The organism is Dehalococcoidales bacterium, assembly GCA_041652735.1.
GTDB lineage: Bacteria > Chloroflexota > Dehalococcoidia > Dehalococcoidales > RBG-16-60-22 > RBG-13-51-18.
This window is the reverse complement of record JBAZGT010000003.1, coordinates 112941-139760: the sequence shown is the minus strand read 5'-3', so window position 1 is coordinate 139760 and position 26820 is coordinate 112941. Positions and strand designations below refer to the sequence as shown.

Below are 26820 nucleotides of genomic sequence, written 5' to 3'. Positions count from 1 at the left end.
TATAGCATTAGCTTGTTAGGAAAGAGTTAAGATGATGTCAAATTATTGTAAAAGTAAGATTACTCGGCGATCCGCAGGTCTGGTACAACCTATGATACCCTGGGTTAAGAAACTGAAGCTTGGTGGAGCCGGGGGGATTCGAACCCCCTACCTTCGCGATGCAAACGCGACGTTCTCCCGAGTGAACTACGGCCCCGTGATAACTTAAAAATTATAGCACAGTTACAAATACAATTTCTAAGCTCTAGCAACTAAACCCTAAACCCCCTCCCCCCCGTTTAGAATTTAGATATTAGGATTTAGAGCTTCCCTTGCCCCTCCCTCTGCTTTGCGCTATACTTGATATGTTGTTTTTCAACGCGTAACCGCTATGGACTACCAAACAATCATCGGGCTGGAAGTACACGCCCAGCTATTGACTAAAAGCAAGATGTACTGCGGGTGCAGCGCGGACTACGCCAGCGCGCCGCCCAACACCCACGTCTGCCCGGTGTGCCTGGGCCTGCCCGGTGTGCTGCCGGTCATCAACCGGCAGGCCGTGGAATTCACCATGATGACCGCCCTCGCGCTGAACTGCGCCATCTCCGATTTCACCCGGTTCGACCGCAAGAACTACGCCTACCCGGACCTGATGAAAGGCTACCAGATTTCCCAGGCCTACGCGCCTATCAGCCAGAAGGGCTTTATCACCATCGAGATTGACGGCGCTACCAGGCAAATCGGCATCAACCATGTCCACCTGGAGGAAGATGTAGCCAAGCTGCAGCACCGCAATGCCGGCGGGGAGGACTACAGCCTGGTGGACGTCAACCGCTCCGGCGCGCCGCTGATGGAAATCGTCAGCGATCCGGACCTGCGCTCGCCGGAGGAAGCGCGCCAGTACCTGGTCAAGCTGCGCAGTATTTTACAGTACCTCGGCGTTTCCACCGGCAATATGGAGGAAGGCAGCTTCCGCTGCGATGCCAATATCAGCATCCGCCCGGTGGGGAGCAAAGAGCTCGGCCCCAAGGTGGAGGTGAAGAACCTGAACAGCTTCAAAGCGGTCTTCATGGCCATGGAGTACGAGGCGGTACGCCAGCGCAAAGCCGTGGCGGAAGAGAAAAAACTCGTCCAGGAGACGCGTGGCTGGGTGGAGCCGGAAGGCAAGACCGTCTCCCAGCGCAGCAAAGAGTACGCCCATGACTACCGCTACTTCCCGGAGCCGGACCTGCCGCCGGTGGTGATAAGCCGTGAATGGGTGGAAGCGGTGCGGGCAAAGCTGCCCGAGCTGCCGGAAGCCCGGCGCGACAGGTTTATCGCCGATTACGGGCTTTCCATGTACGACGCCCGGCTGCTGACCGAGTCCAAGGCCGTGGCCGACTATTTTGAAGAGGGCGCCAGGTGTGAAAAAGACGTGGCGCCGAAAGAAATGAGCAACTGGCTTACCGGCGAGGTCAGCCGGATTACCAGCGCCAATGACATAGATATCACCGCGTTCCGCGCTAAAGTGCCGCCGGACCGGCTGGCCGCGCTGATAGTAAGCGCACACGGGGCCATCAACACCGCCACCGCCAAGACCGTGCTGGAAGAAATGTTTAAATCCGGCCAGGCGGCAGCCGATATTATTAAAGAGCGCGGCGTCAGCCAGATAAGCGATACGGGTGAGCTTGAGAAAATAGTGGCCGACGTGATAAACTCAAATGTGCAGCCGGTGGCCGACTTCAAGGCGGGCAAGGAAACAGCCCTGAAGTTCCTGGTCGGGCAGGTAATGAAAGCGAGCAAGGGGCGCGCCAATCCGCAGCTGGTCAACGAGGTGCTGAGGCGGAAACTGGCGGAAGTGAAGTAACAGCTAGTGGAGAAACGGTAGATGGAAACTTATTTATATATCGCGCAGCTGGTAGTCGCGGTGGCCTTGATAGCCGTTACCCTGCTGCAGGTCAAGGGCGGCGGGCTGGGCGGCATTTTCGGCCAGGCGGACACGGTGTACCGCACCAAGCGGGGGGTGGAAAAGACCCTCTTCCAGCTTACCATCGTGCTGGTGTTCGTTTTCATCGTACTCTCCATCGTATCCCTGAGAGTCACCATCTAGGACGCCATTTCTTTCTTCTTGGCCAAGGCGAACATACCTTTATTTTTCCCTAAAGCGCAACCGGCGCGCGTACCTGTTTTCCGTTCCCCAAAGGGCTGGATAACGCCGTTTGGCGCTTTCCCTGACAGATTTATGAAAATTGTGACTATTTTTGTGCCTGCGGGTATTGACAAATATGCTCAGGTTTGATACTCTGCTAGGCAAGGATAATATAGGAGGTGCACAATGCAGGCTTATTGCATGAAATGCAGGAAGAAAGTAGAAATGAAAAACGCCAAGGCGGTCACCCTGAAGAACAAGAGGCCGGCCACCCAGGGCACCTGCCCCAGCTGCGGCACCAAGGTATTCCGCATCGGCAAGGGCTAAAGGGCATTCTCCATCCCTCGTCTCGTTAACGCACTCGGGGGTTGTAAAGTGGGTTATAACCCCCGAGTATAGCATTTGTTCCCCGATTGGCGAAAAATAGGGGGGCGGGGTAGCGGTTGGTTTTACCGGTCGGGCATAATTGCGGGGTTGGGTTGTGCGTTGGAACTAAATTATAAGGCATTGCTCCGGCAGTGCCTTATTTGGTATCAGGCCTGGTTTTATATATAGCAATTTCCGCTGGCTGCCGTCACTCAACGCCCGGAAAATACCTCCATCCGTTCGCCTTGAGCCAGCCAGACTATAAGGAGAGATATGCCGGGACAGGTTATCTCCGCCGGGAAAAATCTGTTTTCATGGCTGGCGCTTTTCCGCCTCGGGGCCAGCGCACGCGGGATTCTTCCCTTTCTCCTCGGCGCCGTCATCGCCTGGAGCCGGGGCAACCCTATCGACTGGTTGATACTGCTCCTGTCATCGGCGGCCGTCCTCTGCATCATGCTGATGACCTTCCTCGTGAACGAGTATTACGACTACGATACGGATATCGCCAATAAAGGCTATCACCTGCTGTCCGGCGGTAGCCGCATACTGCCGATGGGGCTTATCCCCCACCACCTGGCCATTATCGCCGCTTACGTGTTTCTCGCCGCCGCCGGCGGCATCGGGCTGTGGCTGTATTTTGGCTTCAAGACCGGGCCGCTGACCATCCCCCTGGGAGCGATAGCGATTATCACCGGCTATTTTTATACCGCCAAGCCGCTGCAGCTTGCCTACCGGGGGTGGGGTGAAATAGCCATCTGGTTTACCTGCGGCTGGCTGGCTACCATCTCCGGCTACTACCTGCAGACCGGCAGCCTTAACGCGGTGGCTACGCTGGTGTCCCTGCCCGGCGCTGTCAGCGTTTTCCTGGTGATACTGATGAATGAAATCCCGGATATAAAGTCGGACAAGCTTTCCGGCAAGAACAACCTGGCGGTCAGGCTGGGCAGGGAAAAGGCAGGCATCCTGTACACCGTCCTGCTCATCCTGTGCTACGTGAATATTATCGTCAACATATTCTTCGGTGTGCCGGTAATCAGCGCCTACCTTTCAGTTATCCTGCTGCCGCTGATAATATGGAACGTACGTACTGTTTTCAGGCAGGGATTGACCGATAGGGAAGTACTGGAATCACTGAGCCTGCGTACGATGGTCTTCGACCACCTTATTACCGTCATTTACGCCGTCAGTTTTGTTGTGGCCGGCCTTACCGATATGGAATTGAATAACAGCCAGCTGATAATACTGGCGGCCGCTTTTATCATCGTTTTCGGGCTGGAGGGGCTGGGGATAGCCTGCTCACGGGCGGTGCTTTCAGAGTAAGTTTATCTTTTTCTCTTCCAGACGGTGCCCTGCGGCGTATCTTCCAGGGTAATGCCCAGCCCGGCCAGGCCGTTGCGCAGCTCATCGGCGAGCTGGAACTGTTTGGCTTTTCTCAGCTCTTTACGCACGGCGATGAGTCCCGCCATTAAAGAGTCGGCGTCATCAGTCACCGCCGCGGCGGCAACGCCGACTGCTTTCACCTTTTCGTTAATAGAGGCCGCCAGCTTTTGCAGGGGCGCGATGTCCAGCGGCGGCTCCTCGTCCGCTTTAAAGGTCAGCCCCAGCACCCCGCCCAGCTCCCGCAAACGGCGGCGGGCCTCGCTGACATCCATGCCCTCTTCTTCCGCCCGGTTGATGTCCCGCGCCAGGTCAAAAAGCGCGGCGATAGCCTGCGAGGCATTAAAGTCGTCGTCCATAGCTTCGATAAATTTAGCATAATAGGGCTTGGCATCAAGCGCCTGGCCCGTACCGGCGGCATCTTCTTTTTCCACCACGCGCCGCAGCCTTTCCGCCCCGGCCTGCGCCGCCCGGATGGACTCTTCCGTATAGGTGATGGGGTTGCGGTAGTAAGAGCTCAAAACAAAGAGCCGGAGGGCGTCCGCGCTGTATTTGGTCAGGAAATCGCGGATGGTTATCAGGTTGCCCAGGCTCTTGCTCATCTTCTCCGCGCCCATCTGGAGCAGCCCGTTGTGCATCCAGTACTGCACGAAAGGCTTTTTGCCAGTGTAGCTTTCACTCTGGGCAATCTCATTTTCATGGTGGGGAAAGACCACGTCCTGTCCGCCGCCGTGAATGTCAATCTGCTCGCCGAGGTACTTGATGGACATGGCGCTGCATTCGATGTGCCAGCCGGGACGCCCTTTGCCCCAGGGGCTGTCCCAGGACGGCTCGCCGGGCTTGGCGGCTTTCCAGAGGACGAAGTCCATGGGGTCTTCTTTTTCCTCGCCTATCTCCACCCGCGCCCCGGCCATCATCTGCTCGAAAGTGCGTTTGGAAAGCTTGCCGTAGTCCGCCGCCTGGCGCACCCGGAAATAGACGTTGCCCCCTACCGCGTAACCGTAGCCTTTGGCGATAAGCCCCTGGGTGGTGGCGATGATTTCCGGTATCGTCTCCGTGGCTTTGGGCATGACGTGCGGCCGCAGGTTGTTGAGTCGGTCCATGTCCTCAAAGTGGCGGGCGGCGTAATTTTCCGTTAGCTCTTTGACGGTGATGCCCAGCCGGTTGGCGTGGTTGATGATGTTGTCCTCCACGTCCGTAATGTTTTCCACGTGTTTCACTTTATAGCCGCGGAACTCCAGGTAGCGCCGGACGACGTCAAAAAAGATATAGCTCATGGCGTGTCCGATGTGGGAATCCGCGTAGGGATTGATGCCGCAGACGTACATGGTGACTACATCCCCGCGGGGCTGGAAGTCCGTTTTTTTACCGGTCAGGGTGTCAGATATTTTCATACCAATTCCTTTACTCCCGCTCATGGTGAGCCTGTCGAACCATAGCGGTGTGATGCTTCACCCTTCGACGAGCTCAGGGTGAGCGGTTACTTGTTGGGAGACTCCTCTATCATGGCCACGGCGTAAACGGCTATCCCCTCCTCGTTCCCGATGAAGCCCAGGCCATTGTGGGTGCTGGCTTTAACGCTGACCCGGTCCATATCGATGCCCAGCACGTGGCTGAGATTATGCCGCATATCGTCGATATACTCACGGAGGCGGGGCTTTTCCGCTACCACGGTGGCATCTATATTGCCCACGCGGCAGCCCTTCTCCTCCAGCTTTTCCACCACTTCCTCCAGCAAAACGAGGCTGGAAATCCCCTCGTATTCCGGCTGGCCGGGCGGGAAATGCTGCCCGATATCCCCCAGCGCCGCCGCCCCTAACAGCGCGTCGATGACGGCGTGGGTGAGGGCATCGGCGTCACTCCAGCCGTCAAGCCCTTTGGGATGGGGAATCTCCACGCCGCCCAGCACCAGTTTCCTCCCGGCGACCAGGGGGTGCACGTCATACCCGATGCCGATGCGCATATTACCGCTCATGTTTTTTCAGCAAAGCCTCCGCGATTAAAAGGTCGTTGGCGGTGGTTATTTTTATATTATCATAAGAGCCGGGGTAAAGCTTAACTTTATAACCGGCTTTTTCCACCAGGGCGGCGTCATCGGTGACGTCTCCGGCGGAATATTTATAGGTGTTTTTAATGACATCATGCCTGAACACCTGCGGCGTCTGTACCGCCCTTAGATTTTCACGTGGGAGCGTCTGGCGCACTATCCCGCCGTCCCGCACCTCTTTAATGGTGTCGATGACCGGCACGGCGGCTACAGCGGCCCCGGTTTCCTCCGCCACCGCCAGCCCCCGCTCTATAAGGTCGGCGGTGACGAGGGGTCGGGCGCCGTCATGAATGACGACCCAAACGACTTCCCCCACCCTTTTAAGCCCCTCCGCTACCGAGTCCTGCCGCCTCTTGCCACCGGCGCAGATGTCCGCGACTTTGCCCCAATTCTCCTGCGCCGCCAGACGGCGGAATTGCTCTAAATTCTTTTCATGCATAACGACGATTATGCGGTCGATTTTGGGGCAGGCCTGAAAGGTATCCAGGACGCGCGCCAGGACGGGGCGGCCGGCGAGGGGGGCGAACATTTTGTCCACGTCCCCCATGCGGCGGCTGTCCCCCGCGGCAACGATGATAGCGGCGACTTTTTCACTGGGCATGGCTAGGCCTGACTCCATTATTTATAAATATTTGAATCTTTTCCGCAACTCTATCGGTGTATTTTAACACCTCGGAATTAGAAAACCTTAATACCTTTAAGCCAAGGCTTTGTAGATATTCATCCCGAATCCTGTCGTTCCCAGCCGTTTCATCTGTAAAGTGCTGTCCGCCATCAACTTCAACCACCAGCTTCGCTTTTTGACAATAGAAATCAACGATGTAGTTGCCGATTGGTTTTTGCCGATAAAATACGTAACCGAGGTGTTTTAACTTGAGTCTTTGCCATAAACACCGTTCAGCTTCCGTAAGATTATTCCGGAGACTTTTTGATAATTCTTTCAGGTTTTTATTATATGGAATCACCGAATCCTTCTCACTCTCCCTTTTAAAAAGGGAGACGACGGTATTTCTTGTTTCCATTATCAAATGCAGCCCTTACTATTGTCCCCCTTCTTAAAGGGGGATAGAAGGAGGATTTCCCCCGCGGCGACTTTTCCTTCAGGCATGGTAATTCAAATTCACCTTTTCTTTTCCCCTTAACAATCCATCCCCCCGACTCCCTTACTTTCTCCTGTCATTGCGAGCCATCCCGATGAGTCGCCTGCCCCCAAACGAATCGGGAGGCGCGGCAATCTCACTGTCTTCCCCCGTCATTCCCGCTCGCCCTGAGCCGGTCGAAGGGAAAAGCGGGAATCCGGTCTCCTTATAAATTTTCCTCACCCCTCCAGCCGGAAAACCTTTAGCGTTTCCCACTGCCCGTCAGCCTCCCCGGCCAGGGTGAAGCGGGTTATCTCGCATTCGTGGGAGATGGGGTAATCGGCAAAGCGCTTTTTTACCTCCGGGAAGACGTCATGGGGGATTTTTTCACCGATGGTCAGGTGCGGGATATAATGAGCGGGGTCATAGTCCTTTTCCGCGTAATAGCCCGTGATTACCCCGCGTATGGACTTCACTATCGTGTCCACGAAGGCCTTGAGCGCCTCCTGCTCTTTAACCGCTACGTAGGCCACGTTGTTCACCGTCTCAAAATACTTGATGCCTTCCAGTGTCAGGCGGAAAGGCCGGTGGCTTTTACCTATATCATCCAGCCGGTGAATAACGCTTTCGATGCCGCCGGCGGGGGTAAAGGGGTAAACCAGGGTGATGTGGGGCACCAGCGTGTAGGTCACATACTGCTGGAAGTCACGATGCAGCCCGGCTAAGGCTTTTTCCACCTCGCCGTTAAAAATAAGCGCCACGGCGTAAGCGTCTTTAGTCTCCCCCATCTACCGCCTCCCGCGCTTTGCCGCCCCCCGCCAGCCCTTTATAGACCGCTTCCCGCAGCGTGCCCGCGATTACTATCTCCAAATCCTTTGGGACGGTGAATTTAGCCTCCGTTTTGGGCACGATGCAGCGCTTAAAGCCCAGACGGGCGACTTCGTTCAGCCTTCTGTCCATCTGGGCGGCGGGGCGCAGCTCTCCGCTCAAGCCCACTTCACCCACCACCGCCGTATGCGGGGCGACCTCCGCGTCTTTATAGCTGGAGGCGATGGCTAAAGCCATGCCCAGGTCCGCCGCCGGCTCGCCCACTTTGAGGCCGCCGGTAACGTTGACGATGATATCCTGGTTGCCGAGCTTAAGACCCACGCGGCGGGAAAGCACCGCCGCCACCAAAAGCAGGCGGTTAAAGTCCACTCCGTTAACGGTGCGCCGCGGCTGGCCGAAGCTGTTGAGGGTGGTAAGGGCCTGGATTTCCACCAGCAGCGGGCGGCTGCCTTCGATGACCGGCACCACGGCCGAGCCAATCGTTTCCGTGCCGCGCCGGGAGAGGAAGGCCAGGGAGGGGTTGCTCACCTCTATCATCCCGGCCTCTTTCATTTCAAAAACGCCCACCTCGTTGGTAGAGCCGAAGCGGTTTTTCACGCAGCGCAGCAGCCGGTAGGCGCTGAACGGCTCGCCTTCAAGGTAGAGGACGACATCCACGATATGCTCCAGGACGCGCGGCCCGGCGATGGCGCCTTCCTTGGTGACGTGGCCCGATATGAAAACGGGCACGCCGCGCATCTTGGCCCACTGCATCAAACGCATGGTGCAGTCCCGCACCTGGGAGACGCTGCCCGCCGCCGAATCCCCGCCGGGGGTATAGACCGTCTGAATGGAGTCGATAATCACCAGGGCGGGGTCCGCCCGGTCAACCTGTTCCAGCACGGCATCCAGGTCCGTCTCCGCCATGATATAGAGTCCGGCACCACCCAACCCCAGCCTATCGGCGCGGAGCTTGATCTGACGCACGGTTTCCTCGCCGGTGACATAGACCACGCGGCTGTCATCGCCCGCCATAGAGGCCGCCGCCTGCAATAGAAGGGTGGACTTGCCGATACCGGGGTCGCCGCTAATCAGGACCAGCGACCCGGCCACCAGGCCGCCGCCCAGCACGCGGTTGAACTCCGCGAGGGGTAAAGGGGAGCGGTCGGCGCTCTCTATCTCTACCTGTGAAAGCTCCCGGGGCAAAGAGGGCGGGCCGGAGGGACGGGCTAAAGCCGGCTCCGCCTTGACGGTCATCTCACTAAAGCTGTTCCAGGTATTGCAGTCCGGGCAGCGCCCGAGCCACTTAAAGCTTTCCTTGCCGCACTCCTTGCAGACGAAAACGACCTTGCCGGAGGACTTGCTCATAGGTTGAGTTTAGTATTTTTGGGGGCGGAAGGCAAGGGAGGGGGAGGAGAAGCACGCCAAGCTTCCCGAGTCCCCATCGTTGATACAGGGCGCCGCACGAGGTAAGAAACCGGCACAAAACTACAGGTTAAAAGTAAAAGCTGTTGTTAATTGTTTTTTTAATTTTTTTATTATTTTCCGTACGTAATCAGCTACGATTAATTGTTTTTTTGTTTATGTTAAATCAGCTTCAAAATCCGGGCATTTGTTTTTTGCTTTATGTATAGCAGGAGGCGGTTTACAGTTAACAGTAGACAGTTATCAGTTTATCCTGGAAATAGATGATTTACAATAGATGGTTGTCACGGCGGCAAGCTTGCATCGGGATGGTTTTACTAAAATCCCTCTCTCAATCTCCCTTTACGAAAGGGAGACGACAGATTGCCCCTCTTTCGTAAAGAGGGGTCAGGGGGGGCGAACCCTATCCCAGCGGCACTATACCCGGTGAACAAAATCCCTCTCTCAATCTCCCTTTACGAAAGGGAGACGACAGATTGCCCCTCTTTCGTAAAGAGGGGTCAGGGGGGGCGAACCCTATCCCAGCGGCACTATGCCCGGTGAACAAAATCCCTCTCTCAATCTCCCTTTACGAAAGGGAGACGACAGATTGCCCCTCTTTCGTAAAGAGGGGTCAGGGGAGTTTTTATAACGGCCCAATCCCCAGCCCGCTCATTACCGCCAGCATGACGGCGGCGGCCATGACGCTACCTATCTGGCCGCCCGTATTGGCCCCCACGGCGTGCCAGAGGAGGAAGCTGCGGGGGTTGGCTTTCTGGCCCTCCCGCTGCACCACCCGGGCGGACATGGGGAAAGCGGAGGTGCCGGCCGCGCCCAAAAGCGGGTTGATTTTACCTTTGCTGATGACGCGCATCAGCTTGCCGAGCAGGACGCCGGTGACCGTGTCCAGGGATATCGCCAGGAAGCCCAGCAGAAAGACCAGAATCGTGTCCCACTTGAGGAAGTTGCCGCCCAGCATGGACGCCCCGATGCACAGCCCCAGCAAAAGCGTGACCATGTTGGCGATGGTGTTCTGCGCTACATCCACCAGGCGGTTGACCACGCCGCTCTCTTTGAGCAGGTTGCCCAGCATGAGCATGCCCATCAGGGGCGCGCCCATGGGGGCTATCAGGATAGTGACGATGCCGGCGATGATGGGGAAGAGGATTTTCACTTTCTGCGATACCTGCTTCTCCCCGGTAGGCATCAGCGTGGCGCGTTCCTTTTTAGTGGTCAGCGCCCGCATAATCGGCGGCTGGATAATGGGCACCAGCGCCATGTAGGAGTAAGCGGCGATAGATACCGCCGGCAGGAGGTCGCGGGCGAACCTGGAGGTAACGTAGATAGCGGTGGGGCCGTCACAGGCGCCGATAACGGCAATCGATACCGCCTCCTGTTTGGCGAAGCCCAGCGCGAGCGCCAGCAACAGCGTGATAAAGATGCCGAATTGCCCCGCCGCCCCGAAGATGAGCACCACCGGGTTGGCCAGCAGCGGCCCGAAATCTATCATCGCCCCCAGCCCCACGAACAGCAGCACCGGGAAAAGCTCGGTAAGGATGCCGGAGACATAGAGCAGGTTGATAACGCCGCCCTCGTCCTGCGCGGAGAGGTTGGCCAGCGGCAGGTTGCCCAGGATTACCCCGAAGCCGATAGGCACCAGCAGCAGGGGCTCTATTTTCCGGCCGATGCCGAGGTAAAGCAGCAGGCAGCCGATGCCGATCATGATGCCACCCTGCCAGGTCAAATGGGTAAAGCCCTGCCCCAGGCTGCTTAAGGCATCCAGCAACGCGTCCATTAAGTCCGGCTCTTTTTCTCCTCTTCGTTCTTAAAGGGGAACAGTTTATTAAGCAGGCGGATAAGGAGCGTGAGCAGGTACAGGGTGATGAAGGTTACGCCCATCCCCGCCACCGTCATCGTCAGGCCGAAAGACCATTCCATGTTTTATGCCCTCCCCTGTCTGCCCCGATATACAACGATGCCCCGCCGGAATTTTATCTTCACGGCGAGGCAAGCGAAATCTATTAATATTCTATAACGGCAATCATTTCACCGGGCTTGACCACCTGGTCCACCTGAATGCCAACCTGGGTCACCGTGCCGTCCACCGGCGCGATGATGGGGTTTTCCATTTTCATGGACTCCAGCACGCAAAGCACGTCACCCTCTTTGATTTTATCGCCGGGTTTTACCTCCACGCTGATAATCTTGCCCGTGATAGGAACTTCAACCGTTTCCCTGGCCAATTTATGGTCCCCCTTTCCCGGTACACTCAACAAATAACAAAGGCGGTGGAGTTTTCACTGCCACCGCCCTATTATACTAGAAGTCGGTTTTTAAGTCACTCTAGGAAATTTATGCTTTAGTCCACCCCGGCGACCACGGGCAACTGGGGCAAAGATAAGTTTTCACGGGAATCGATAACGATTTCCTCATCGTTAATGTCAACCACAACCTCGGTCACGAAGGCGTCTTCCGTGATGCTGTACTCTTTATCTATCTTAATCCTCTTCTTGGGTTGATCCTGCCTGGCCTCTTCCAGCAGCTCTTTGATAATCTTTTCCACATCATACTTGGTGCTTTCCGAGGCGTAAACGCTCAACTCATCGCCGGAGGCTTCCGCCTGAAGGATTTCCGGCACCACGCGGAACTTGTCATCTTCTTTTTCCGCCGCTCGCTTATCCGGGATGGTTTTAACCGCCTTGAGCACGGCATCCAGGATAGCGGTGTTCTTCACGGTGGCTTTAAGCTCGTACACTCTCTTGAAAGTCTTGAGGCCGCCCCTGAGCACCGCCTCCGAGAGCTTGTCTTCCACTTTGTTCTGGATAACGCGGCGCAACTGGCGGGCGCCGTACTCTTCCTTGTAACCCTCTTTGCCCAGGAAGTCCTTGGCGGCAGTGGTTACCTGGAGCTTGATTTCTTTTTCCGCCAGCTGCTTGCTGACGTTGCCCAGCATCATATCCACGATAGAGCGTATCTGCTGTTCGGTGAGAGTGTGGAACACGATAATATCATCGATACGGTTGAGGAACTCGGGGCGGAAATAGCTTTCGCGGCTGTCCTTGAGCTTGTTAAGGAGGTCGTCCCGCATCTTCTCGTAAGAGTGCTCCCGCGACTTGGTTTCGTCGTTATGCTGGGCGAAACCGAGCGAACCGCGGCGGATTTCCACCGCGCCGAAGTTACTGGTCATAATGATAATGCTGTTGCGGAAGTCCACGCGGCGGCCCTTGGCGTCCGTTAAATGGCCGTCATCGAAAATCTGCAAAAGCAGGTTAAATACGTCCGGGTGGGCTTTTTCTATTTCATCCAGCAGGATGCAGCTGTAAGACTTGCGCCGGACTGCCTCGGTCAGCTGGCCGCCCTCATCATAGCCGACATAGCCGGGGGGCGCGCCTACCAGGCGGGAAACGGCGAATTTCTCCATGAACTCGGACATGTCTATGCGGATCAGGGCGTCCTCGTTGCCGAACATGTACTCGGCCAGGGTCTTGGCCATCTCCGTCTTGCCGACGCCGGTAGGCCCGAGGAAGAGGAACACGCCCATGGGTCTCTTCAAATCTTTAATGCCGGAACGCGCGCGGCGTACGGCGCGGGAAATGGCTTTAACGGCCTCTTCCTGGCCGACGATGCGCTTGTGCAGGGACTCTTCCATGTTAAGGAGCCGGCTCGCCTCATCGTCGGCGAGCTGGACCATCGGCACGCCGGTCCACATGCTGACCACTTCGGCGATGTCCTCTTTCTTAACGAGAACGTCTTCCAACTCCTGCTCGCTCTTCCATTCGGTTTCCAGCTGTTTTATCTTGTCTTCATTCTGGAGCTCCTGCTCGCGGAGCTCCGCGGCGTAATCATACTGCTGGTTGGCCAGAGCGGCGTCCTTGTCCCGGCGCAGTATGTCCTGTTTTTCCTTGCTCTGTTTCAGGGAAATGGGCATGGTGCTGTGGCGGATGCGCACGCGGGAGGCCGCTTCATCAACCAGGTCTATGGCCTTGTCCGGCAGGAAGCGGTCCGGGATATAGCGGGCCGCCAGCGAGGCCGCCGCGCTTAAGGCTTCATCGGAGATGCGCAGGTGGTGGTGCTCTTCATATCTTTCCCGGATACCGCGGAGAATGAGCAGGGTCTCGTCCACGGAAGGCTCTTCCACCAGCACCGGCTGGAAACGGCGTTCCAAACCCGCATCCCGCTCCACGTACTTGCGGAAGTCATCCAGGGTGGTAGCGCCGATGCATTGCAGCTCGCCCCTACCCAGGGAAGGCTTAAGGATATTGGCGGCATCCACGGCGCCCTCAGCGGCGCCGGCGCCCACCATGGTGTGAAATTCATCGATAAATATAATGCAGTTGCCGGCGGTCTTGATTTCTTCAATAATTTTCTTGAGCCGCTCTTCAAACTCGCCGCGGTACTTGGTGCCGGCCACCAGCGAGCCCATGTCCAGGGCGATGAGGCGCTTGTCTTCCAGCGTTTCCGGCACGAGACCGGCCACGATTTGCTGCGCCAGCCCCTCCACGATAGCGGTCTTGCCCACGCCCGGCTCGCCGATAAGGGCGGGGTTGTTCTTGGTGCGGCGGCTTAAAATCTGGATAACGCGCTCAATCTCTTTATGGCGCCCGATAATGGGGTCCAGTTTCTTTTTGCGGGCGGCTTCCGTAAGGTCGGTGCCCAGCTGGTCCAGCGCCGGGGTCTTGCTGGAGGAGCGGGTCATGCGGGCCTTGGGGGTGCTCTGCGAAAGGATGTGGGTGACCTCCGACCGCGCTCTTTCCAGGGTAATGCCGAAGCTGTCTAAAACGCTGGAGGCGACGCCCTCTCCCTCGCGGAGAAGCCCGAGCAGCAGGTGCTCGGTGCCGATATAGTTATGGCCCATCTGGCGGGCCTCGTCAATGGCAAGCTCGATTACTTTTTTGGCGCGGGGGGTAAGGCCGGTCTCACCGGAGCCGGGTTTTTCACCCCGCCCGATGATAAATTCCACCGCCGAACGCACTTTACCCAGGCCGATACCGAGATTGGTAAGAACCTTGGCGGCGACGCCCTCTTCCTCACGAACCAGACCAAGTAGAATATGCTCGGTGCCGATATAGCTGTGGTTAAGGTTGCGTGCCTCTTCCTGGGCTATCGTGAGGACGCGGCGGGCTCTTTCAGAGAATTTTTCAAACCTGCTGGCCATATCCACTCCATGGTGCTACATTATCCTTCTGGATACCACTCTACTTCTAATCTTATAATAATGTAGTTGGCAATAGCAATAGGGATAACTGCCCTGGTTGCATATAGTACCTTAAGGCCTAGCCCCCTAGATAAAGAAAAGTCTCCTGGCAGTGGCATATTTTCCGCAAAGGGTTGTCCCCTCAGTATCGTCTGCGCTGGGGCGTTTCACTTCCGTGTTCGGGATGGGAACGGGTGGTACCACCTCGCTCTAACCACCAAGAGACTTGTCTCTAACCGGTACTATACAGTTGTTAATGACCTTTTTCCAAGTTACGATTAGCATTATAGCACAATAAGCGCCGCATGAAAAGTCCCCAAACAGGGTATTTTGCCCATTTTGCGTTAGAATATGAGTAGGAATTTCAAATATCTCTCCCCCTTTACCGGCATCCGGGCCATACAGCCGCCCTTGACAAGCCTGGGAACAAGTGATAGTTTATTGGAGGGCTTTTCCAGCGAGGCAGTTATTCAAAAAACTTTAACCGCACCGGCGCGTGGATTTCAGCCTCAGGAATTTGACGAGGTGACAGTATGAATAGTGAACTGGTGCACATCGGATTCGGGAATATCCTGGCCATGAACCGGGCGATAGCTATAGCCTCGCCGAACTCCGCCCCTACCAAACGCATCATCCATGACGGCCGCAGCAGCGGCAAGGTGATAGACATGACCAGCGGCCGGCGTACCAAGGCCGTTATTTTTACGGACAGCGGCCACATAGTCCTGGCGGCCCTGGCGCCGGAGACAATAGCCAGCCGCTTGCAGTCCAGCCGCACCGGCATCCCGGCTAAGCAGGACCAAAATGACCCCGACGAAGCGTGATAGGTTGTCCGCCGTCAATGGCGGGGACAAACCCTTATTGATTGTTTTATCCGGCCTGTCCGGCGCCGGCAAGGACACCGTATTGGATGGCCTCCGCAAGTCCGGCCTCCCCCTGTATATAAGCGTCTCGGCGACCACCCGCGCGCCCCGCCCCGGCGAAAAAGAAGGTTATGATTACTACTTCGTCTCCAAAGAAAAGTTCCAGGAAATGATCAACTCCGGCCAGATGCTGGAATGGGCCAAGGTCTACGGCAATTATTACGGCCGGCCAATCGCGCCGGTACGGCAGGCGCTGAAAAACGGACGGGACGTCATTGTAAGAATAGATGTCCAGGGCGCGGTGACAATCAAGAAAAAAGTGCCGCAAGCCATCCTTATCTTCCTCTGTACCCTCTCTCTGGCGGAACTGGAAAAACGTTTGCGAAAGCGCCGGACGGAATCCGCGGAGGAACTGGAACTGCGTCTGAATACCGCGGAAAAAGAGATAGACCAGCTCGATATGTTCGACTACGTCATCGTCAACCGGGAAAATGAGATAGACCGCACGGTAGCGGATTTCCTGGCGATTATCGCCGCGGAGAAATGCCGGGTAACGCGGCGCGAGCTAAATGTCTGAAATCAGGCGTTCTTGAGGGCCACGCCCTCCAGGACATCCGCCACATCCTCACAGCGGTCCGTAGCGCTTTCCATGTGCTCGTAGATTTCCCGCCACTTGATTACCTGGGCGATATTGGCGGCATCATCGAACAGCTCACCGATAGCGGCGCGGTAAACGCGGTCGGCCATATTTTCCAGTCGATTGATTTCCACGCACCCTTCCAGGATTTGCTTGAACTCCGACTTGTGTCGCAGTCCCCTGACGGCTTTTTCCACCTCTATGGTGCCCTGGAGGATAATATCCGCCAGCTCTTTGGCGCGGGGGGTGGGACTGGGAATCTTGTAGATGAACATGGCATCGGCCGTGGCGTGAATAAAGTCGATAACGTCGTCCATGGTGTGCGCCAGCAGGGCGATGTCCTCGCGGTCGAAGGGGGTGACGAAGGTGCGGTGCAGCAGGGAAATTATCTGGTGGGTAATGGTGTCGCCCTGGTGCTCCAGCTCGGTAATCTCCGCGACGCGGCTGTCAACGAACTGCCAGGAATCAATCATTTCCTTGAGCGCCCGGGCGGCCTTGACGGTGTTCTGGGTGCTCTGCTCGAAGAGGTCAAAGAACTTCTGTTCCCGGGGCATAAAAGGAAATCTAGGCATGGCTCCTCCTTGTTTTAACCAAAAAGAGTTTAGTTTAGAGATGCGATGGTTGTCAAGAAAGGGGGGGGGCTGTATCAAATGTCATTCTGAGGAATAACCTGCTCGCCGCACCAGGCTTTGGCAGGCGATAGTGACGAAGAGTGACAGGAATCAGTTACTTTTAATACAAAGCCGGGGGGGAGAGGAGGGGGTTATTCTTCCGGTCTGGGTTCCCGGTTGAAAAGGTCCTGGTGGGCTTTTCTCTGCGCCCATTCCTTCATGCGGGCCAGTATCTGGCGCTCGTAACCCTGGACGCCGGGGTTATAGAACCTCTTTTCCTTGAGCGTGCCCGGCAGGTGCTCCTGCTGCACAATATGGTCCGGGTAGTCATGGGCGTACTTGTAGTCCTGGCCGTAGCCCAGGTCTTTCATCAGCGGGGTGACCGCGTTGCGCAGGTGCATCGGCACGCTTTCCGAGGCGCCCTTTTTAATCTCTTCCTGGACTTTGGTGTAGGCCGCGTAGAGCGAGTTGCTCTTGGGGGCGGTGGCGAGGTAAACCGCCGCCTCGGCCAGGGCGAGGTTGCCCTCCGGCATACCGATAAAGTGCACCGCCTGCTGGGCGGCCATCGCCACCGAAAGCGCCTGCGGGTCCGCCAGGCCGACGTCCTCCGAGGCGAAGCGTATCAGGCGGCGGGCGATGTAAAGCGGGTCTTCCCCGGCTTCCAGCATCATCGCCAGCCAGTAGATAGAGGCATCCGGGTCCGAGTCCCGCATGGACTTGTGCAGGGCGGAAATAAGGTCGTAATGCTGTTCGCCGGCTTTATCGTAAAGCACCGCGCGTTTCTGGAAGGCGTCCTCGATGGTTTCCAGGGAGATGACGCGCTTGCCGGAGCCGTCCGGCGGGGTGCTCAGGGCGGCTATCTCCAGGGTGTTGAGGGCGATGCGGGCGTCGCTGTTGGACATGCCGATGAGGTGGTTCAGGGCGTCCTTGGAAAGCTCGGCGTTCAGCTCACCGATGCCCAGGAACTTGTCCGTGAGCGCCCGGAAAATGAGCGCCTGGATCTCGTCCGGGGTGAGGGGCTTGAGGGGCAAAACGCGACTGCGGGAGAGGAGGGGGGAGGTAACCTCGAAAGAGGGGTTTTCCGTGGTGGCGCCGATGAGGGTGATGGTGCCGTCCTCGACGAAGGGGAGCACGGCGTCCTGCTGGGTCTTGTTGAAGCGGTGGATTTCATCGATAAATAAAATGGTGCGCTGGTTTTGCACCTGGCGGCGCTCCTTGGCCTGGGTGACGATGCGTCTTAAATCATTAACGCTGGCGCTGACGGCGCTGACCGGGGCGAAGAAAGCGCCGGTGCTGTTGGCGATGACGTTGGCCAGGGTGGTCTTGCCGCAGCCGGGCGGCCCCCAGAAAATCACGGAGGGGATGCGGTCCGTCTCTATAGCGCGGCGGAGCACGCGGCCCTTGCCGATAAGGTGCTCCTGCCCCACGAAGCCGTTAAGGCTGTTTGGCCTCATGCGGGTGGCCAGCGGCGCCTGCTGCATCTGCTGCTGCTCCGCCTGTTTTTCAAACATATCCATGTTCATGGTCTGCCGCCTGATACCTTATATATGATAAAGATACTCTAAACGGGGAAAAAGTGAAAGGGGGGAGGGGAAATTCTAAATACTAAGCTCTAAATACTAAACAATATCAAATGGCAAATATTACCAATGCTACAGATAAGTACCAAATTATTACCAATGCCCCCCGCCGCCCCAATGAATCCCGGCCGTTTTCCTTTTGTTGTCATTCCGGTGCAAACCGGAATCCAGTGAGATGAATCCGCTCTATTTCCCGCAATATCCGCCAGGCCTTAATACCTGGATCCCGTTTTTCAACGGGATGGTTAATTGTTTGGTTTTATGTCTCCCCCCGTTTATAGTTTAGGATTTAGAGTTTAGAGTTTCCCTATTTGTATCTCTTCCCCTTGTCCCTAATCACCCCAACCATTCCGGTGCAAACCGGAATCCAGTGAGATGAATCCGCTCTATTTCCCGCAATATCCGCCAGGCCTTAATACCTGGATCCCGTTTTTCAACGGGATGGTTAATTGTTTGGTTTTAACGTCTTCCCCCGTTTAGAGTTTAGGGTTTAGTATTTAGGGTTTTCCCCTTGTGACATCCCTCCATTTACTTTTATCCCCTCCCCGCTTATACTATCCCTGCGTCCTGGATATGCCGGGGCGGCGTGCTCCTTTTCTTACCCCCGCTCCTTCGTTTACTCAACATATTTAAATATTAAAATTTACGGAACGATTCGAACCTGTATGACCACAGCCCGGCTAAAAACAATAAAACGAATCAAAGCTGAAATATTTGTTTTTCTCCTCTTTTAGCTGTAAGAAAAAATATTAAAAAAAGGGGTTTTTTACAAAACGAATCGAGCGTAAATCCGGCAGGCTCGTTCTCTAGAGTTTAGTATTTAGAGTTTCTTCCTTCCTTGCCACTTGCCCCTTGCTACTTGTCACTTACCCCCTACTTGTACCTTTTCACTTCAAAGCGGTAAAGCTTGACCGGCTCTTCCGGGGAGATGCCGCCTTTGCGGCGGCAGATGTCTATCTGGTAGTCGACGGTGTCAACGCCTTCCAGGTCCGGCAGCAACAGGCCCCGCCGCCACCCCGCCTCCACGATAACGCCGTACTTTTTAGGGTCCAGATGACTTTCGTCCGCCACCGGCTCCGGGGTAGTCAGCACATCAACGGAGTAGTCCAGGTCTTCAAGCTCATCCGGGGTAACGGGGGAAAAACGGGGGTCGCGCATGGCGGAACTGACGGCGTTGGCGATGATTTCCCCGGCCACATTTTTCTGCTGCGGATCAAAGGTGCCGATACAGCCGCGCAAATCCCCGCGCTTATGGATGGAGACAAAGACACCTGCCCGCTCTTTCATTTCCGGGGTGAGCCCGGCGGGCGGCGCGGGCCTTTTACCCGTCCGTACCCAGGTCTCCACCGTTTCTTTAGCCAAAGCCGCGATAGGATGCATCGTTATTCCCCTTTCCGGGCCCCGCCCTTTTTAAAGATAACGCCGGCATAGGCCACCACCTCATCATAGTCGCCGGTGGCATCGCCGCTGTTCATGTACTTCACCAGCTCCCCGCCGGTCGCCCCCAGCTCTTTGGCGGCGACAATAAGCGTGGCCACCGGGCCGTGGGCGCACATGGTGATATGCAGGTTATGGTAGAGTCGGGTCAGCTCGTCCTCGTCGAGAGCGAGCATGGCCGCCACGGCTTTCATATCCTTCTCTTTGGCGACGGACGCCGGCTCGCGGTGGGTCATATCGCCGCTGGCGAGCAGCACCGCCTCATGCCCGGTCTCTTTGATAGCGGCGGCGATGGCGTGCCCGATTTCCTTATATATAGTAACGGCAGCGCCGGCCAAAATGATGGGCACAATGCGCACGTCCGGCTTGAGGTACTGTAAAAAAGGCAGCTGCACTTCCACGGCGTGCTCGTCCTCATGGGCGGCGTAGTCCGCCTCGGCATACTCCGACAAATCTATTATTTTCCGGGCAAGCACCGCGTCCACTTCCACGTCCCCGAGGGGGGTACGCCAGGTGCCCTCCGGCATGACGCTGAAAGGCTTGCCCAGCCCGGAGTGGGTGGGTCCCATAATGATAAAGGTATCCTTAAAGTTGACGCGGGAGATGGTGGCCCCGGCCACCGCCCCGGAATACTGGTAACCGGCATGGGGCGCCAGCAGGCCGACGGCCTCCACTTTGGGGGCGTTTTTATCTATATACCGGGCGACCGTCTCCCGCAACTCATTTTTAGAGCCGGGATAAAAGTACCCGGCCACCGACGGATTTCTAATCATCCTGCTTTCCTTTCCGTCCGACCCGGAAATTAAGGTCCGCCCCGCAATAGCGGCAGCGGGAACCGTCCAGGCCGGTCACCTCCGTATCATAGCCCACCCTCTTTACAATCGTGTTACCGCAGGAATAGCAGCGGGTGTTTTCGCTGCCGTGGCCGGGGACGTTGCCAGCATAGACGAACTTGAGCCCGGCCTTTGCCCCGATTTCACAGGCGCGCTCGATAGCTGAAAGGGGGGTGGGTGGCAAAGCGGTGAGGCGGTGGTGGGGGTAAAAACGGGTCACGTGCCAGGGGGTAAGGGGGCCGAGAGCGTCGTGTATCCACTGCGCCAGCGCGGTCAACTGCACATCGTCGTCGTTCATCGTGGGGATGATATTGGTGACCACCTCCACGTGCATGTTCCATTTATCTTTAGCGCGCCGGGTGACGTCTAATATTTCCCGCCAGTGCGGCACGCCGGCCAGCTTTTGGTAAAAGACATCGGAAAAGCCCTTGATATCCACCCGCCAGGCGTCCAGGTAAGAGCCGATGGCGTCCAGCGACTCCGGGGTGGCAAAGCCGTTGGTCACGTAAACGGTGTAGAGGTTATTTTGCTTGGCCAGTTTGGCCGAGTCCAGCGTGTACTCAAACCAGACGGCGGGCTCGTTATAGGTCCAGGCGATGCCCTGACAATGCGACTGTTTGGCCAGCCTGACGGCCGCTGCCGGCGGCATATCCCGGCAGGCGGAAAGCAGGGAGGCGCTGTCCGCGGTGGAGATTTCCCAGTTCTGGCAGTGCTTGCACTGAAAATTGCAGCCCAGCGTGCCCAGGGAAAAGCAACGCGTGCCGGGGTGAAAGTGGAACAGCGGCTTCTTTTCTATGGGGTCAGCGGCGGCGGAAGAGATACGGGCATAGTTGAGATTATAGAGAACGCCGTCCCGGTTCTGATACATGCCGCAGGCGCCGAACTTGCCCGGGTTGACCCGGCAGCGCCACTGGCAGGTGCGGCACTTTACCCTGGAGTCCGGGAGTTTATCATAAAGCGCGGCCTCACGCATAGACCACCTCCCCCTGCTCCTTAGAGTAATTATAACACCGGGGGGAAGTCAAATATAGTGCCGGAAATGACCGTATTGCGGAAATTATACCGGGGAAATATAAGGTACATTGATACCTAATATTTTATTCCTAACCCGTGATTCCCCTATTAATACCTGGAATCTATGCCGTTAAGCCAGGTCTGCCTCAGAAGCGATACTAGGTGAACAGCTTGACTATCCAGTCCCACCAGGGCAGGAAGTCATACTTGATGAGAGGAGAAAGTATCAAAAACGAGAACATGTGCAAAGCCAGGACGAATATCACTATCAAAAGCGCCGTCCACTTCAGCTTGCCGCGCAGCCGGTGACGCCACCAGTCCAAAAGCTGGTCCAGCCCTATAGCCACCCCCATGCAGACAGCGCCCACCACCGGGTAAAAATAATAGAGATAGCTTACCCTATCGGTAATCAGGATAATCGGAATCCAGATAAGAAAAGTCCCGAAGAACCAGGATAAAGCGAACAGCCCGGCCTCGTCCCGCTTAATCGCGCGGTAGATGAGATAGCCGAAGGTGGGCATAGTCAAAGCCCAGATGGTAAAGCTGATAGCCGCGGTATAGTGCGGCATATACCAGAAGGGCATGGGGCGGTAGAAAATCAGCCAGTCCCAGGGGTAGCTCTTAAAGGGGTGGTCCACGTTAGCGAAGGTGAGGCTGCCGCTGAGCTGGAGCATCTCCTTGATGCGGTGGAAGGGATTAAGCTCGGCGGACATGCCGTGGGCAATGAGAAACTCGCACAATATCATTATTTCAATGAAAGTCAGCAGGGAAAAGATGAGGGTGAGGATGAACCAGCGGGTACGCTTTTCCCGGGTAAATACCCAGTGCACGAATATCACCGGGAAAGCCAGCGCCCCGTTGAGCTTGGCCAGCGCGCCCAGACCGATGGCGACGCCCGAGCTGATATAACGCCGGTAAACATAGAGCACGAAAGCCGCCATCATGAAGGTGAGGAAATAGACGTCCAGCATGGCCAGGCCGCCCATCATAAAGGTAAGGTTTTCAAAAGCCAGCAGATAGACGGCGACATTGGAGGCGGTCAGGGACATGCCGAGCTTGCGGCAGAGGAAAAAGAAAAGGATGAGGGTGGCCGTGCTGAACAAAACGGGAAAAACGCGCCAGCCCCAGGGATTTTCCACCCAGCGGTTTATGGGCTGGTTGACATTGTGGAAGGCGGCAGCCCCCATGTTACCGCGCTCTACGGTAAGCTGGCTGGATGCCAGGTCGACCGCCTGGATTTTCATATATTCTTTATCGATCATTATGGTTTCGCCGACTTTAAACACCGAGGCATTGCTCACGTTGATGACGGTGCCGCTGGTGCTAGTAATGCCCTGCCGGAGGGTAACACCGGTATCCTGCACCGGTGTTCTGAACCCGCTGAAAACGTATTCCCCCGCCACGATGAGCAGTTTGGCCAGCGGGGGGTGTTCGATGCGCTCACTGGCATGGTTGGTGATGATATTGCGGGCGTCCTTGATGTAGTGTATCTCGTCGAGTATCGGGTCCGTTACTCTGGGAATCATGACAAAATGCAGCACCAGCGTGGTAATGACGATAACGCTGAGCCAGAAATACGGCCAGCGCCAGGCGCGGACGATTTTAGATTTTATTTCCATGTCCAGTTACGGTTAATAAAGTAATTTACCAGGAAAGCGACGACGATGCCGATAAAGTTGGCCAGCAGGTCGTACAGCCCGGTGACGCGGGTAAAGAACATGAACAGCCCCCACTGGATGGACGCCCCGGCGGCGCAGGTAAGGTTGAACTTAAGCAGGCGGACGATAAACGGACTAACGGAACGCTTTTGCCGGAAGGTAAACGAATCATTCAGGACGAAGTTGGTGATGATGGAGGTCTCGATGCCGATGAGGTTAGCCAGCCAGTTAAGGGTCTCCAGTCCACCAAAGCGCGTCAGCAGCCAGTACGCGCCCTCGTTAACGACCACCCCACTCAGGCCCACGGCCACGAACTTGAGGAACATGGCCAGCTCGCCGGTGCGGCGCATCAGGCTGAAAAGGTGCTTAAGGTAGTCCCATTGCTGCATCATGTTCAGTTTGCTCTGGCCGGCGCTGCGCTCCTCGAAGATATAGGGCACCTCCACGATATTCTTAAAATCGCCGGTCAGCATGACTTCCAGGCTGATTTTATAGCCTATAGGTTTGAGCTTGGCGATATCCACTTTATCCCGGCGGAACATAAAAAAGCCGGCCAGCGGGTCCTTGACGCGGCGGGTGGAGGGGAGAAGGAGGTGGGACACCATGAGCGCGGCTTTGGAAATCACCTTGCGCGTCAGGTCCCAGTTGGGACAGCCGCCGCCCGGGATATAGCGGGAACCGATAACCATGTCCGCCCCGCCCTCGATGGCTTTGACCAGGTCCGGCAACTTTTCCGGCGGGTGCTGTAAATCCGCGTCCATGACACCGATAATGCTGCCGGAGGCGTATTTAAGACCGTGCACCACGGCGCTGGCCAGCCCGCGCTCGTCACGGCGGACGATTACCTTAACCGGATAGCGGGGGGCAAGGGCCTCGGCCGTTTCTATAGTGCCGTCCTTACTGTTATCGTCCACCAGTATTATTTCATGGTCGTACCCGGCTAAGGCTTGATGGACTCTGGCAACGAGGGGGGTGACATTATCTTTTTCATTAAAAGTAGGTATAATGAGGGAGATAGTTTCTTTCATTTAAGCAACTTCCATCCCAAGTGCATAAATTTCGACTAGTAAGATTATACGCTTTTGTGTATGCTGAATAAAAGATTATAATATAACGTTTCGCAAAATATTACGTTTATATATATGACACCAGTCCCCGGTTGGAGAATGATGGCCTTATCTATTAATAACGAAAAAACGGCGGGCGGGATACCGGCAGCGGGGCGGATATGTCTTTAAAATTACGCTGGGCGCAGTTCAGCGGCCCGTTTTACCTGAGCGTCTTCGGGCTGGCGCTGCTGCTGGCGGCCTATATCCGGTTCTGGGCGGCGCCTCTTTCGGCGGGGGTGGACGTACCGCAGTTCTGGGCTTTCGCCAAGGTGTTCGACCAGTACGGGCTGGACTTCTACCGCTACGCGGACGCCAGCCTGCCTATTTTCCCCACGGCGGGGTGGGGTTTCGTTTACCCGCCGCTGTGGCTGCTGATATTGCGCGTGGCGCTGCTGGCGGCGCCGGCGAGCACGGCCACCAATACGATGGTGGACACCAGCTGGCGGCTGGCCATGAAAACCCCGATTATCGCCGCCGACCTGGCCATTGGCTGTCTCTTGTTCTGGGCGGTGCCCGGGCCGAAATGGCGCAAGCTTATATTCGCCAGTCTGTGGCTTTTCCACCCCACCGCCTGGTACGAGTCAGCCGTCTTCGGGCAGTTCGATGCCATCGCGGCGGCTTTTTTGCTGGCGGCGGTTATTTTATTGGAGAAAGGCAAAGACCGGCTGGGCTTCCTCTTCGCCGGGCTGGCGGTAATGACCAAGCAGCATACGCTGATACCGGTGGCTTTCATGATAGCCGTATCCATCCGGACCCTGGGCTGGCGGCGCCTGGCCGGCGACTGCGCCATCCTGGCCGGGGTGATGCTGGCGTTTTCCATCCCGTTTTTAACCACCGGCAACTTCTTCGAGTACGGGCGTTCATTTTTCCTGGCGGGGCAGACGCCGGACTACCAGCAACCGCTGATGTACGCCTTCAGCGGAAGCGGTTCTCTGCTTACCTACCTGCATCAAGCTTTGGGCTGGGATACCAAAGGCCTGCTGGTTTACAGCATACCGCTGCTGATAGCAGCCATCCTGGCCGGTCTCTGGTTCAGCTATAAAAGGCAGCTCAAACCATCGCAGGCGGCGCTGGTGGGTTTCCTTATCTTCCTAATCTTTATCTACCGCACCAACTACCAGTACCTGATAATCTATATTCCACTGGCGCTGCTGGTAGCCGCCCAGACCAAATTCCGGAGCGAGCGGATTATGGCCCTGGTGGCGGCCATGCTGCCGGCGGTGTGGCTGTGGATATTTAACGTTGCCTTCTGGTTCTATTTCCTGCGGCCCGCACACACCTGGGTCTTCGCTACCTTTGAGCATTTAGCCCTGACGCATATCGTGCCGGACTACGGGTATATGGCCCTGGCGGTAACGCTGATGTGCCTGTTTATAGCGTATGTCATCTGCACGTTCACCAAGTGGAGCAAGCCGTCCAAGATGCTGACCCCATATTAAACGCGCGAAGAATCCGCGTTTTTCCGGTGAGAACGGACTATTCGCCGCCACTTTTTCAGATAGAAGTAACTACCGGCAAACCGGGGGTATCCGGCGGGAACTTAATGGCATTCGAGGCAAGGTTACACCGGCGGGGTGAGTGTCAGACGGAGGGAAATACGGCGGTATAATTTGTCCGTTTCCTCTCCGATACTCTTTACGTATCCCGCATAAAAGCTTATAATATATTGGTTATTTAATTGTAAGCGAACCGGGAGCAGAGATTGGGCGTTTGGTACATCATTTCAGCGGAGGCGGGAGCGGGCAAGACGGCTATCAGCGCCGGCCTGGCCGTTAACCTTTTGAGCGCCGGGAAAAAGGTGGGGTTCCTCAAGCCGCAGGCCGTGGACAAGACCCTGCCGGACGGCGATACCGCTTTCATGAAAAAAGTACTGGGGCCGGACGACCTGGTAAACGCGCCGGACATCGTCAAGGGGCGGGACACCGTCCTGGTGGAGGCGCTGCTGGGCAAGAAACCCGGGGACGCCGCCAGCAAAGACGCCTACGGGGCAGCCAAAGAAATGCAGGCCAAAGCTATCGCCGTGGAAGCCTATACCGGCCAGCCGTCCCCGTACATCAGCCTGTATAAAGGGTTCGGGGAAAGCCTGCTGGGGGTAATTATCAATAAAGTGCCGCAGAGCCAGCTCAAGCGCGTCAAGGCGGAAGCCGCGGCGCAGTTCGGGGAGGCGGGGATAAAGGTGCTGGGGGCCATCCCGGAAAGCCGCGCCCTCCTGGCCCTGACCATCGGCGAGGTGGCGGCCGGCATCCGGGGCAAGATACTGAACAACGCGGACAAAGCGGGCGAGCTGGTGGAGAACTACCTGCTGGGCGCCATGACGCTGGATGCCGGACCGGTTTACTTCGGGCGCAAGAGCCATAAAGCGGCCATCCTCCGGCTGGACCGCCCGGACATGCAGCTGGCGGCGCTGGAAACCTCTACCGCCTGCCTGGTCCTGAGCGGCGGCGGCCAGCCCCCCATCTATAACGTCATCAGCAAAGCGGAGAGCAAGGGCGTGCCGGTAATCACCACGGACAGCGCCGTGCCGGACATCGTGACCGGCATCGAGAACGCATTAATGAAAACCAGGCTGCACCAGGAAAAGAAACTGGCCAGACTGGCAGAGATAGTAAAACAGAACCTGGATATGAAGGTGTTCGGGTAGCAGGAAAGGGGCTTTATCAACATAACGGATTGAGCATCATCCGTAAAAATACGTTC

General features: G+C 56.5%; 25 protein-coding genes, 1 tRNA gene and 1 rRNA gene. 8 read left to right on the top strand and 19 right to left on the bottom strand.

The window, feature by feature from the left end:
• Positions 1 to 120 precede the first annotated feature (120 nt).
• A tRNA-Ala gene (locus tag WC370_02220) sits at positions 121 to 196 on the bottom strand.
• Between the two features lie 174 nt (positions 197 to 370).
• On the opposite strand from WC370_02220, the gene gatB reads away from it, so the two are divergent.
• From gatB to WC370_02200, 4 genes are all read left to right on the top strand, one after another.
• Positions 371 to 1825, top strand: a complete 1455-nt coding sequence (gatB, locus tag WC370_02215) for an Asp-tRNA(Asn)/Glu-tRNA(Gln) amidotransferase subunit GatB (GenBank protein ID MFA5308284.1) — start codon at positions 371 to 373, stop codon at positions 1823 to 1825.
• Positions 1826 to 1846: 21 nt separating this feature from the next.
• Positions 1847 to 2068, top strand: a complete 222-nt coding sequence (gene secG / locus WC370_02210; protein MFA5308283.1) for a preprotein translocase subunit SecG — start codon at positions 1847 to 1849, stop codon at positions 2066 to 2068.
• Between the two features lie 225 nt (positions 2069 to 2293).
• Complete coding sequence (locus WC370_02205) at positions 2294 to 2434, top strand: DUF5679 domain-containing protein (protein MFA5308282.1); 141 nt, start codon at positions 2294 to 2296, stop codon at positions 2432 to 2434.
• Positions 2435 to 2746: 312 nt separating this feature from the next.
• The gene (locus WC370_02200; protein ID MFA5308281.1) at positions 2747 to 3793 is read left to right on the top strand and encodes a prenyltransferase; all 1047 of its coding nucleotides are present in this window, start codon (positions 2747 to 2749) and stop codon (positions 3791 to 3793) included.
• A gap of 2 nt (positions 3794 to 3795) precedes the next feature.
• On the opposite strand, the gene cysS is transcribed toward WC370_02200, so the two are convergent.
• The 11 genes from cysS to rrf form a co-directional block, all read right to left on the bottom strand.
• Positions 3796 to 5244 (bottom strand): cysteine--tRNA ligase, encoded by a 1449-nt coding sequence (gene cysS / locus WC370_02195; protein MFA5308280.1) that lies wholly within the window; start codon positions 5242 to 5244, stop codon positions 3796 to 3798.
• Between the two features lie 86 nt (positions 5245 to 5330).
• On the bottom strand, positions 5331 to 5825 hold the full coding sequence (ispF, locus tag WC370_02190; GenBank protein MFA5308279.1) for a 2-C-methyl-D-erythritol 2,4-cyclodiphosphate synthase: 495 nt from the start codon (positions 5823 to 5825) through the stop codon (positions 5331 to 5333).
• Complete coding sequence (gene ispD, locus WC370_02185) at positions 5815 to 6498, bottom strand: 2-C-methyl-D-erythritol 4-phosphate cytidylyltransferase (protein MFA5308278.1); 684 nt, start codon at positions 6496 to 6498, stop codon at positions 5815 to 5817. Before ispD ends, ispF begins: the two co-directional genes overlap by 11 nt.
• Entirely contained in the window at positions 6488 to 6919 is a 432-nt protein-coding gene (locus WC370_02180; GenBank protein MFA5308277.1) for a DUF559 domain-containing protein, read from the bottom strand. The genes ispD and WC370_02180 overlap by 11 nt, the downstream gene beginning before the upstream one ends.
• A 296-nt stretch (positions 6920 to 7215) precedes the next feature.
• On the bottom strand, positions 7216 to 7764 hold the full coding sequence (locus WC370_02175) for a 2'-5' RNA ligase family protein (GenBank protein MFA5308276.1): 549 nt from the start codon (positions 7762 to 7764) through the stop codon (positions 7216 to 7218).
• Positions 7751 to 9151, bottom strand: coding sequence for a DNA repair protein RadA (gene radA / locus WC370_02170; protein MFA5308275.1), 1401 nt, complete (start codon positions 9149 to 9151; stop codon positions 7751 to 7753). Before radA ends, WC370_02175 begins: the two co-directional genes overlap by 14 nt.
• A 682-nt stretch (positions 9152 to 9833) precedes the next feature.
• Positions 9834 to 10982, bottom strand: coding sequence for a sodium ion-translocating decarboxylase subunit beta (locus WC370_02165; protein MFA5308274.1), 1149 nt, complete (start codon positions 10980 to 10982; stop codon positions 9834 to 9836).
• Positions 10982 to 11125 carry an OadG-related small transporter subunit gene (locus WC370_02160; protein MFA5308273.1) on the bottom strand — a complete coding sequence of 48 codons (144 nt, stop codon included), beginning with the start codon at positions 11123 to 11125 and terminating at the stop codon, positions 10982 to 10984. Before WC370_02160 ends, WC370_02165 begins: the two co-directional genes overlap by 1 nt.
• Positions 11126 to 11208: 83 nt before the next feature.
• Positions 11209 to 11430: a biotin/lipoyl-containing protein gene (locus WC370_02155; GenBank protein ID MFA5308272.1), complete on the bottom strand. Its 222-nt coding sequence runs from the start codon at positions 11428 to 11430 to the stop codon at positions 11209 to 11211.
• 116 nt (positions 11431 to 11546) lie between these two features.
• Positions 11547 to 14342, bottom strand: coding sequence for an ATP-dependent Clp protease ATP-binding subunit (locus WC370_02150; protein ID MFA5308271.1), 2796 nt, complete (start codon positions 14340 to 14342; stop codon positions 11547 to 11549).
• 143 nt (positions 14343 to 14485) lie between these two features.
• Positions 14486 to 14603 (bottom strand): 5S ribosomal RNA (gene rrf, locus WC370_02145).
• A 311-nt stretch (positions 14604 to 14914) separates the two neighbouring features.
• On the opposite strand from rrf, the gene WC370_02140 reads away from it, so the two are divergent.
• Together WC370_02140 and WC370_02135 are read left to right on the top strand one after the other, a co-directional pair.
• Positions 14915 to 15205, top strand: coding sequence for a DUF370 domain-containing protein (locus WC370_02140; GenBank protein MFA5308270.1), 291 nt, complete (start codon positions 14915 to 14917; stop codon positions 15203 to 15205).
• On the top strand, positions 15186 to 15821 hold the full coding sequence (locus WC370_02135; GenBank protein MFA5308269.1) for a guanylate kinase: 636 nt from the start codon (positions 15186 to 15188) through the stop codon (positions 15819 to 15821). Before WC370_02140 ends, WC370_02135 begins: the two co-directional genes overlap by 20 nt.
• Before the next feature lie 2 nt (positions 15822 to 15823).
• On the opposite strand, the gene WC370_02130 is transcribed toward WC370_02135, so the two are convergent.
• The 7 genes from WC370_02130 to WC370_02100 all read right to left on the bottom strand — a co-directional run bounded on the left by WC370_02130 (position 15824) and on the right by WC370_02100 (position 24042).
• The gene (locus tag WC370_02130) at positions 15824 to 16453 is read right to left on the bottom strand and encodes a DUF47 domain-containing protein (GenBank protein MFA5308268.1); all 630 of its coding nucleotides are present in this window, start codon (positions 16451 to 16453) and stop codon (positions 15824 to 15826) included.
• Positions 16454 to 16644: 191 nt separating this feature from the next.
• On the bottom strand, positions 16645 to 18015 hold the full coding sequence (locus tag WC370_02125; GenBank protein MFA5308267.1) for a replication-associated recombination protein A: 1371 nt from the start codon (positions 18013 to 18015) through the stop codon (positions 16645 to 16647).
• Positions 18016 to 18945: 930 nt separating this feature from the next.
• Positions 18946 to 19452 (bottom strand): AmmeMemoRadiSam system protein A, encoded by a 507-nt coding sequence (amrA, locus tag WC370_02120; protein ID MFA5308266.1) that lies wholly within the window; start codon positions 19450 to 19452, stop codon positions 18946 to 18948.
• 2 nt (positions 19453 to 19454) lie between these two features.
• The gene (gene amrB, locus WC370_02115; GenBank protein ID MFA5308265.1) at positions 19455 to 20282 is read right to left on the bottom strand and encodes an AmmeMemoRadiSam system protein B; all 828 of its coding nucleotides are present in this window, start codon (positions 20280 to 20282) and stop codon (positions 19455 to 19457) included.
• Positions 20275 to 21315, bottom strand: coding sequence for an AmmeMemoRadiSam system radical SAM enzyme (gene amrS, locus WC370_02110; GenBank protein ID MFA5308264.1), 1041 nt, complete (start codon positions 21313 to 21315; stop codon positions 20275 to 20277). Before amrS ends, amrB begins: the two co-directional genes overlap by 8 nt.
• 199 nt (positions 21316 to 21514) lie before the next feature.
• A complete protein-coding gene (locus tag WC370_02105; protein MFA5308263.1) occupies positions 21515 to 22975 on the bottom strand; it encodes a phospholipid carrier-dependent glycosyltransferase in 1461 nt (486 codons plus the stop codon).
• Positions 22966 to 24042: a glycosyltransferase family 2 protein gene (locus WC370_02100; protein ID MFA5308262.1), complete on the bottom strand. Its 1077-nt coding sequence runs from the start codon at positions 24040 to 24042 to the stop codon at positions 22966 to 22968. Before WC370_02100 ends, WC370_02105 begins: the two co-directional genes overlap by 10 nt.
• Before the next feature lie 200 nt (positions 24043 to 24242).
• On the opposite strand from WC370_02100, the gene WC370_02095 reads away from it, so the two are divergent.
• Together WC370_02095 and WC370_02090 are read left to right on the top strand one after the other, a co-directional pair.
• A complete protein-coding gene (locus WC370_02095) occupies positions 24243 to 25562 on the top strand; it encodes a glycosyltransferase 87 family protein (protein MFA5308261.1) in 1320 nt (439 codons plus the stop codon).
• Between the two features lie 263 nt (positions 25563 to 25825).
• Positions 25826 to 26764, top strand: a complete 939-nt coding sequence (locus tag WC370_02090; protein MFA5308260.1) for a DRTGG domain-containing protein — start codon at positions 25826 to 25828, stop codon at positions 26762 to 26764.
• The last annotated feature ends 56 nt before the right edge of the window (positions 26765 to 26820 follow it).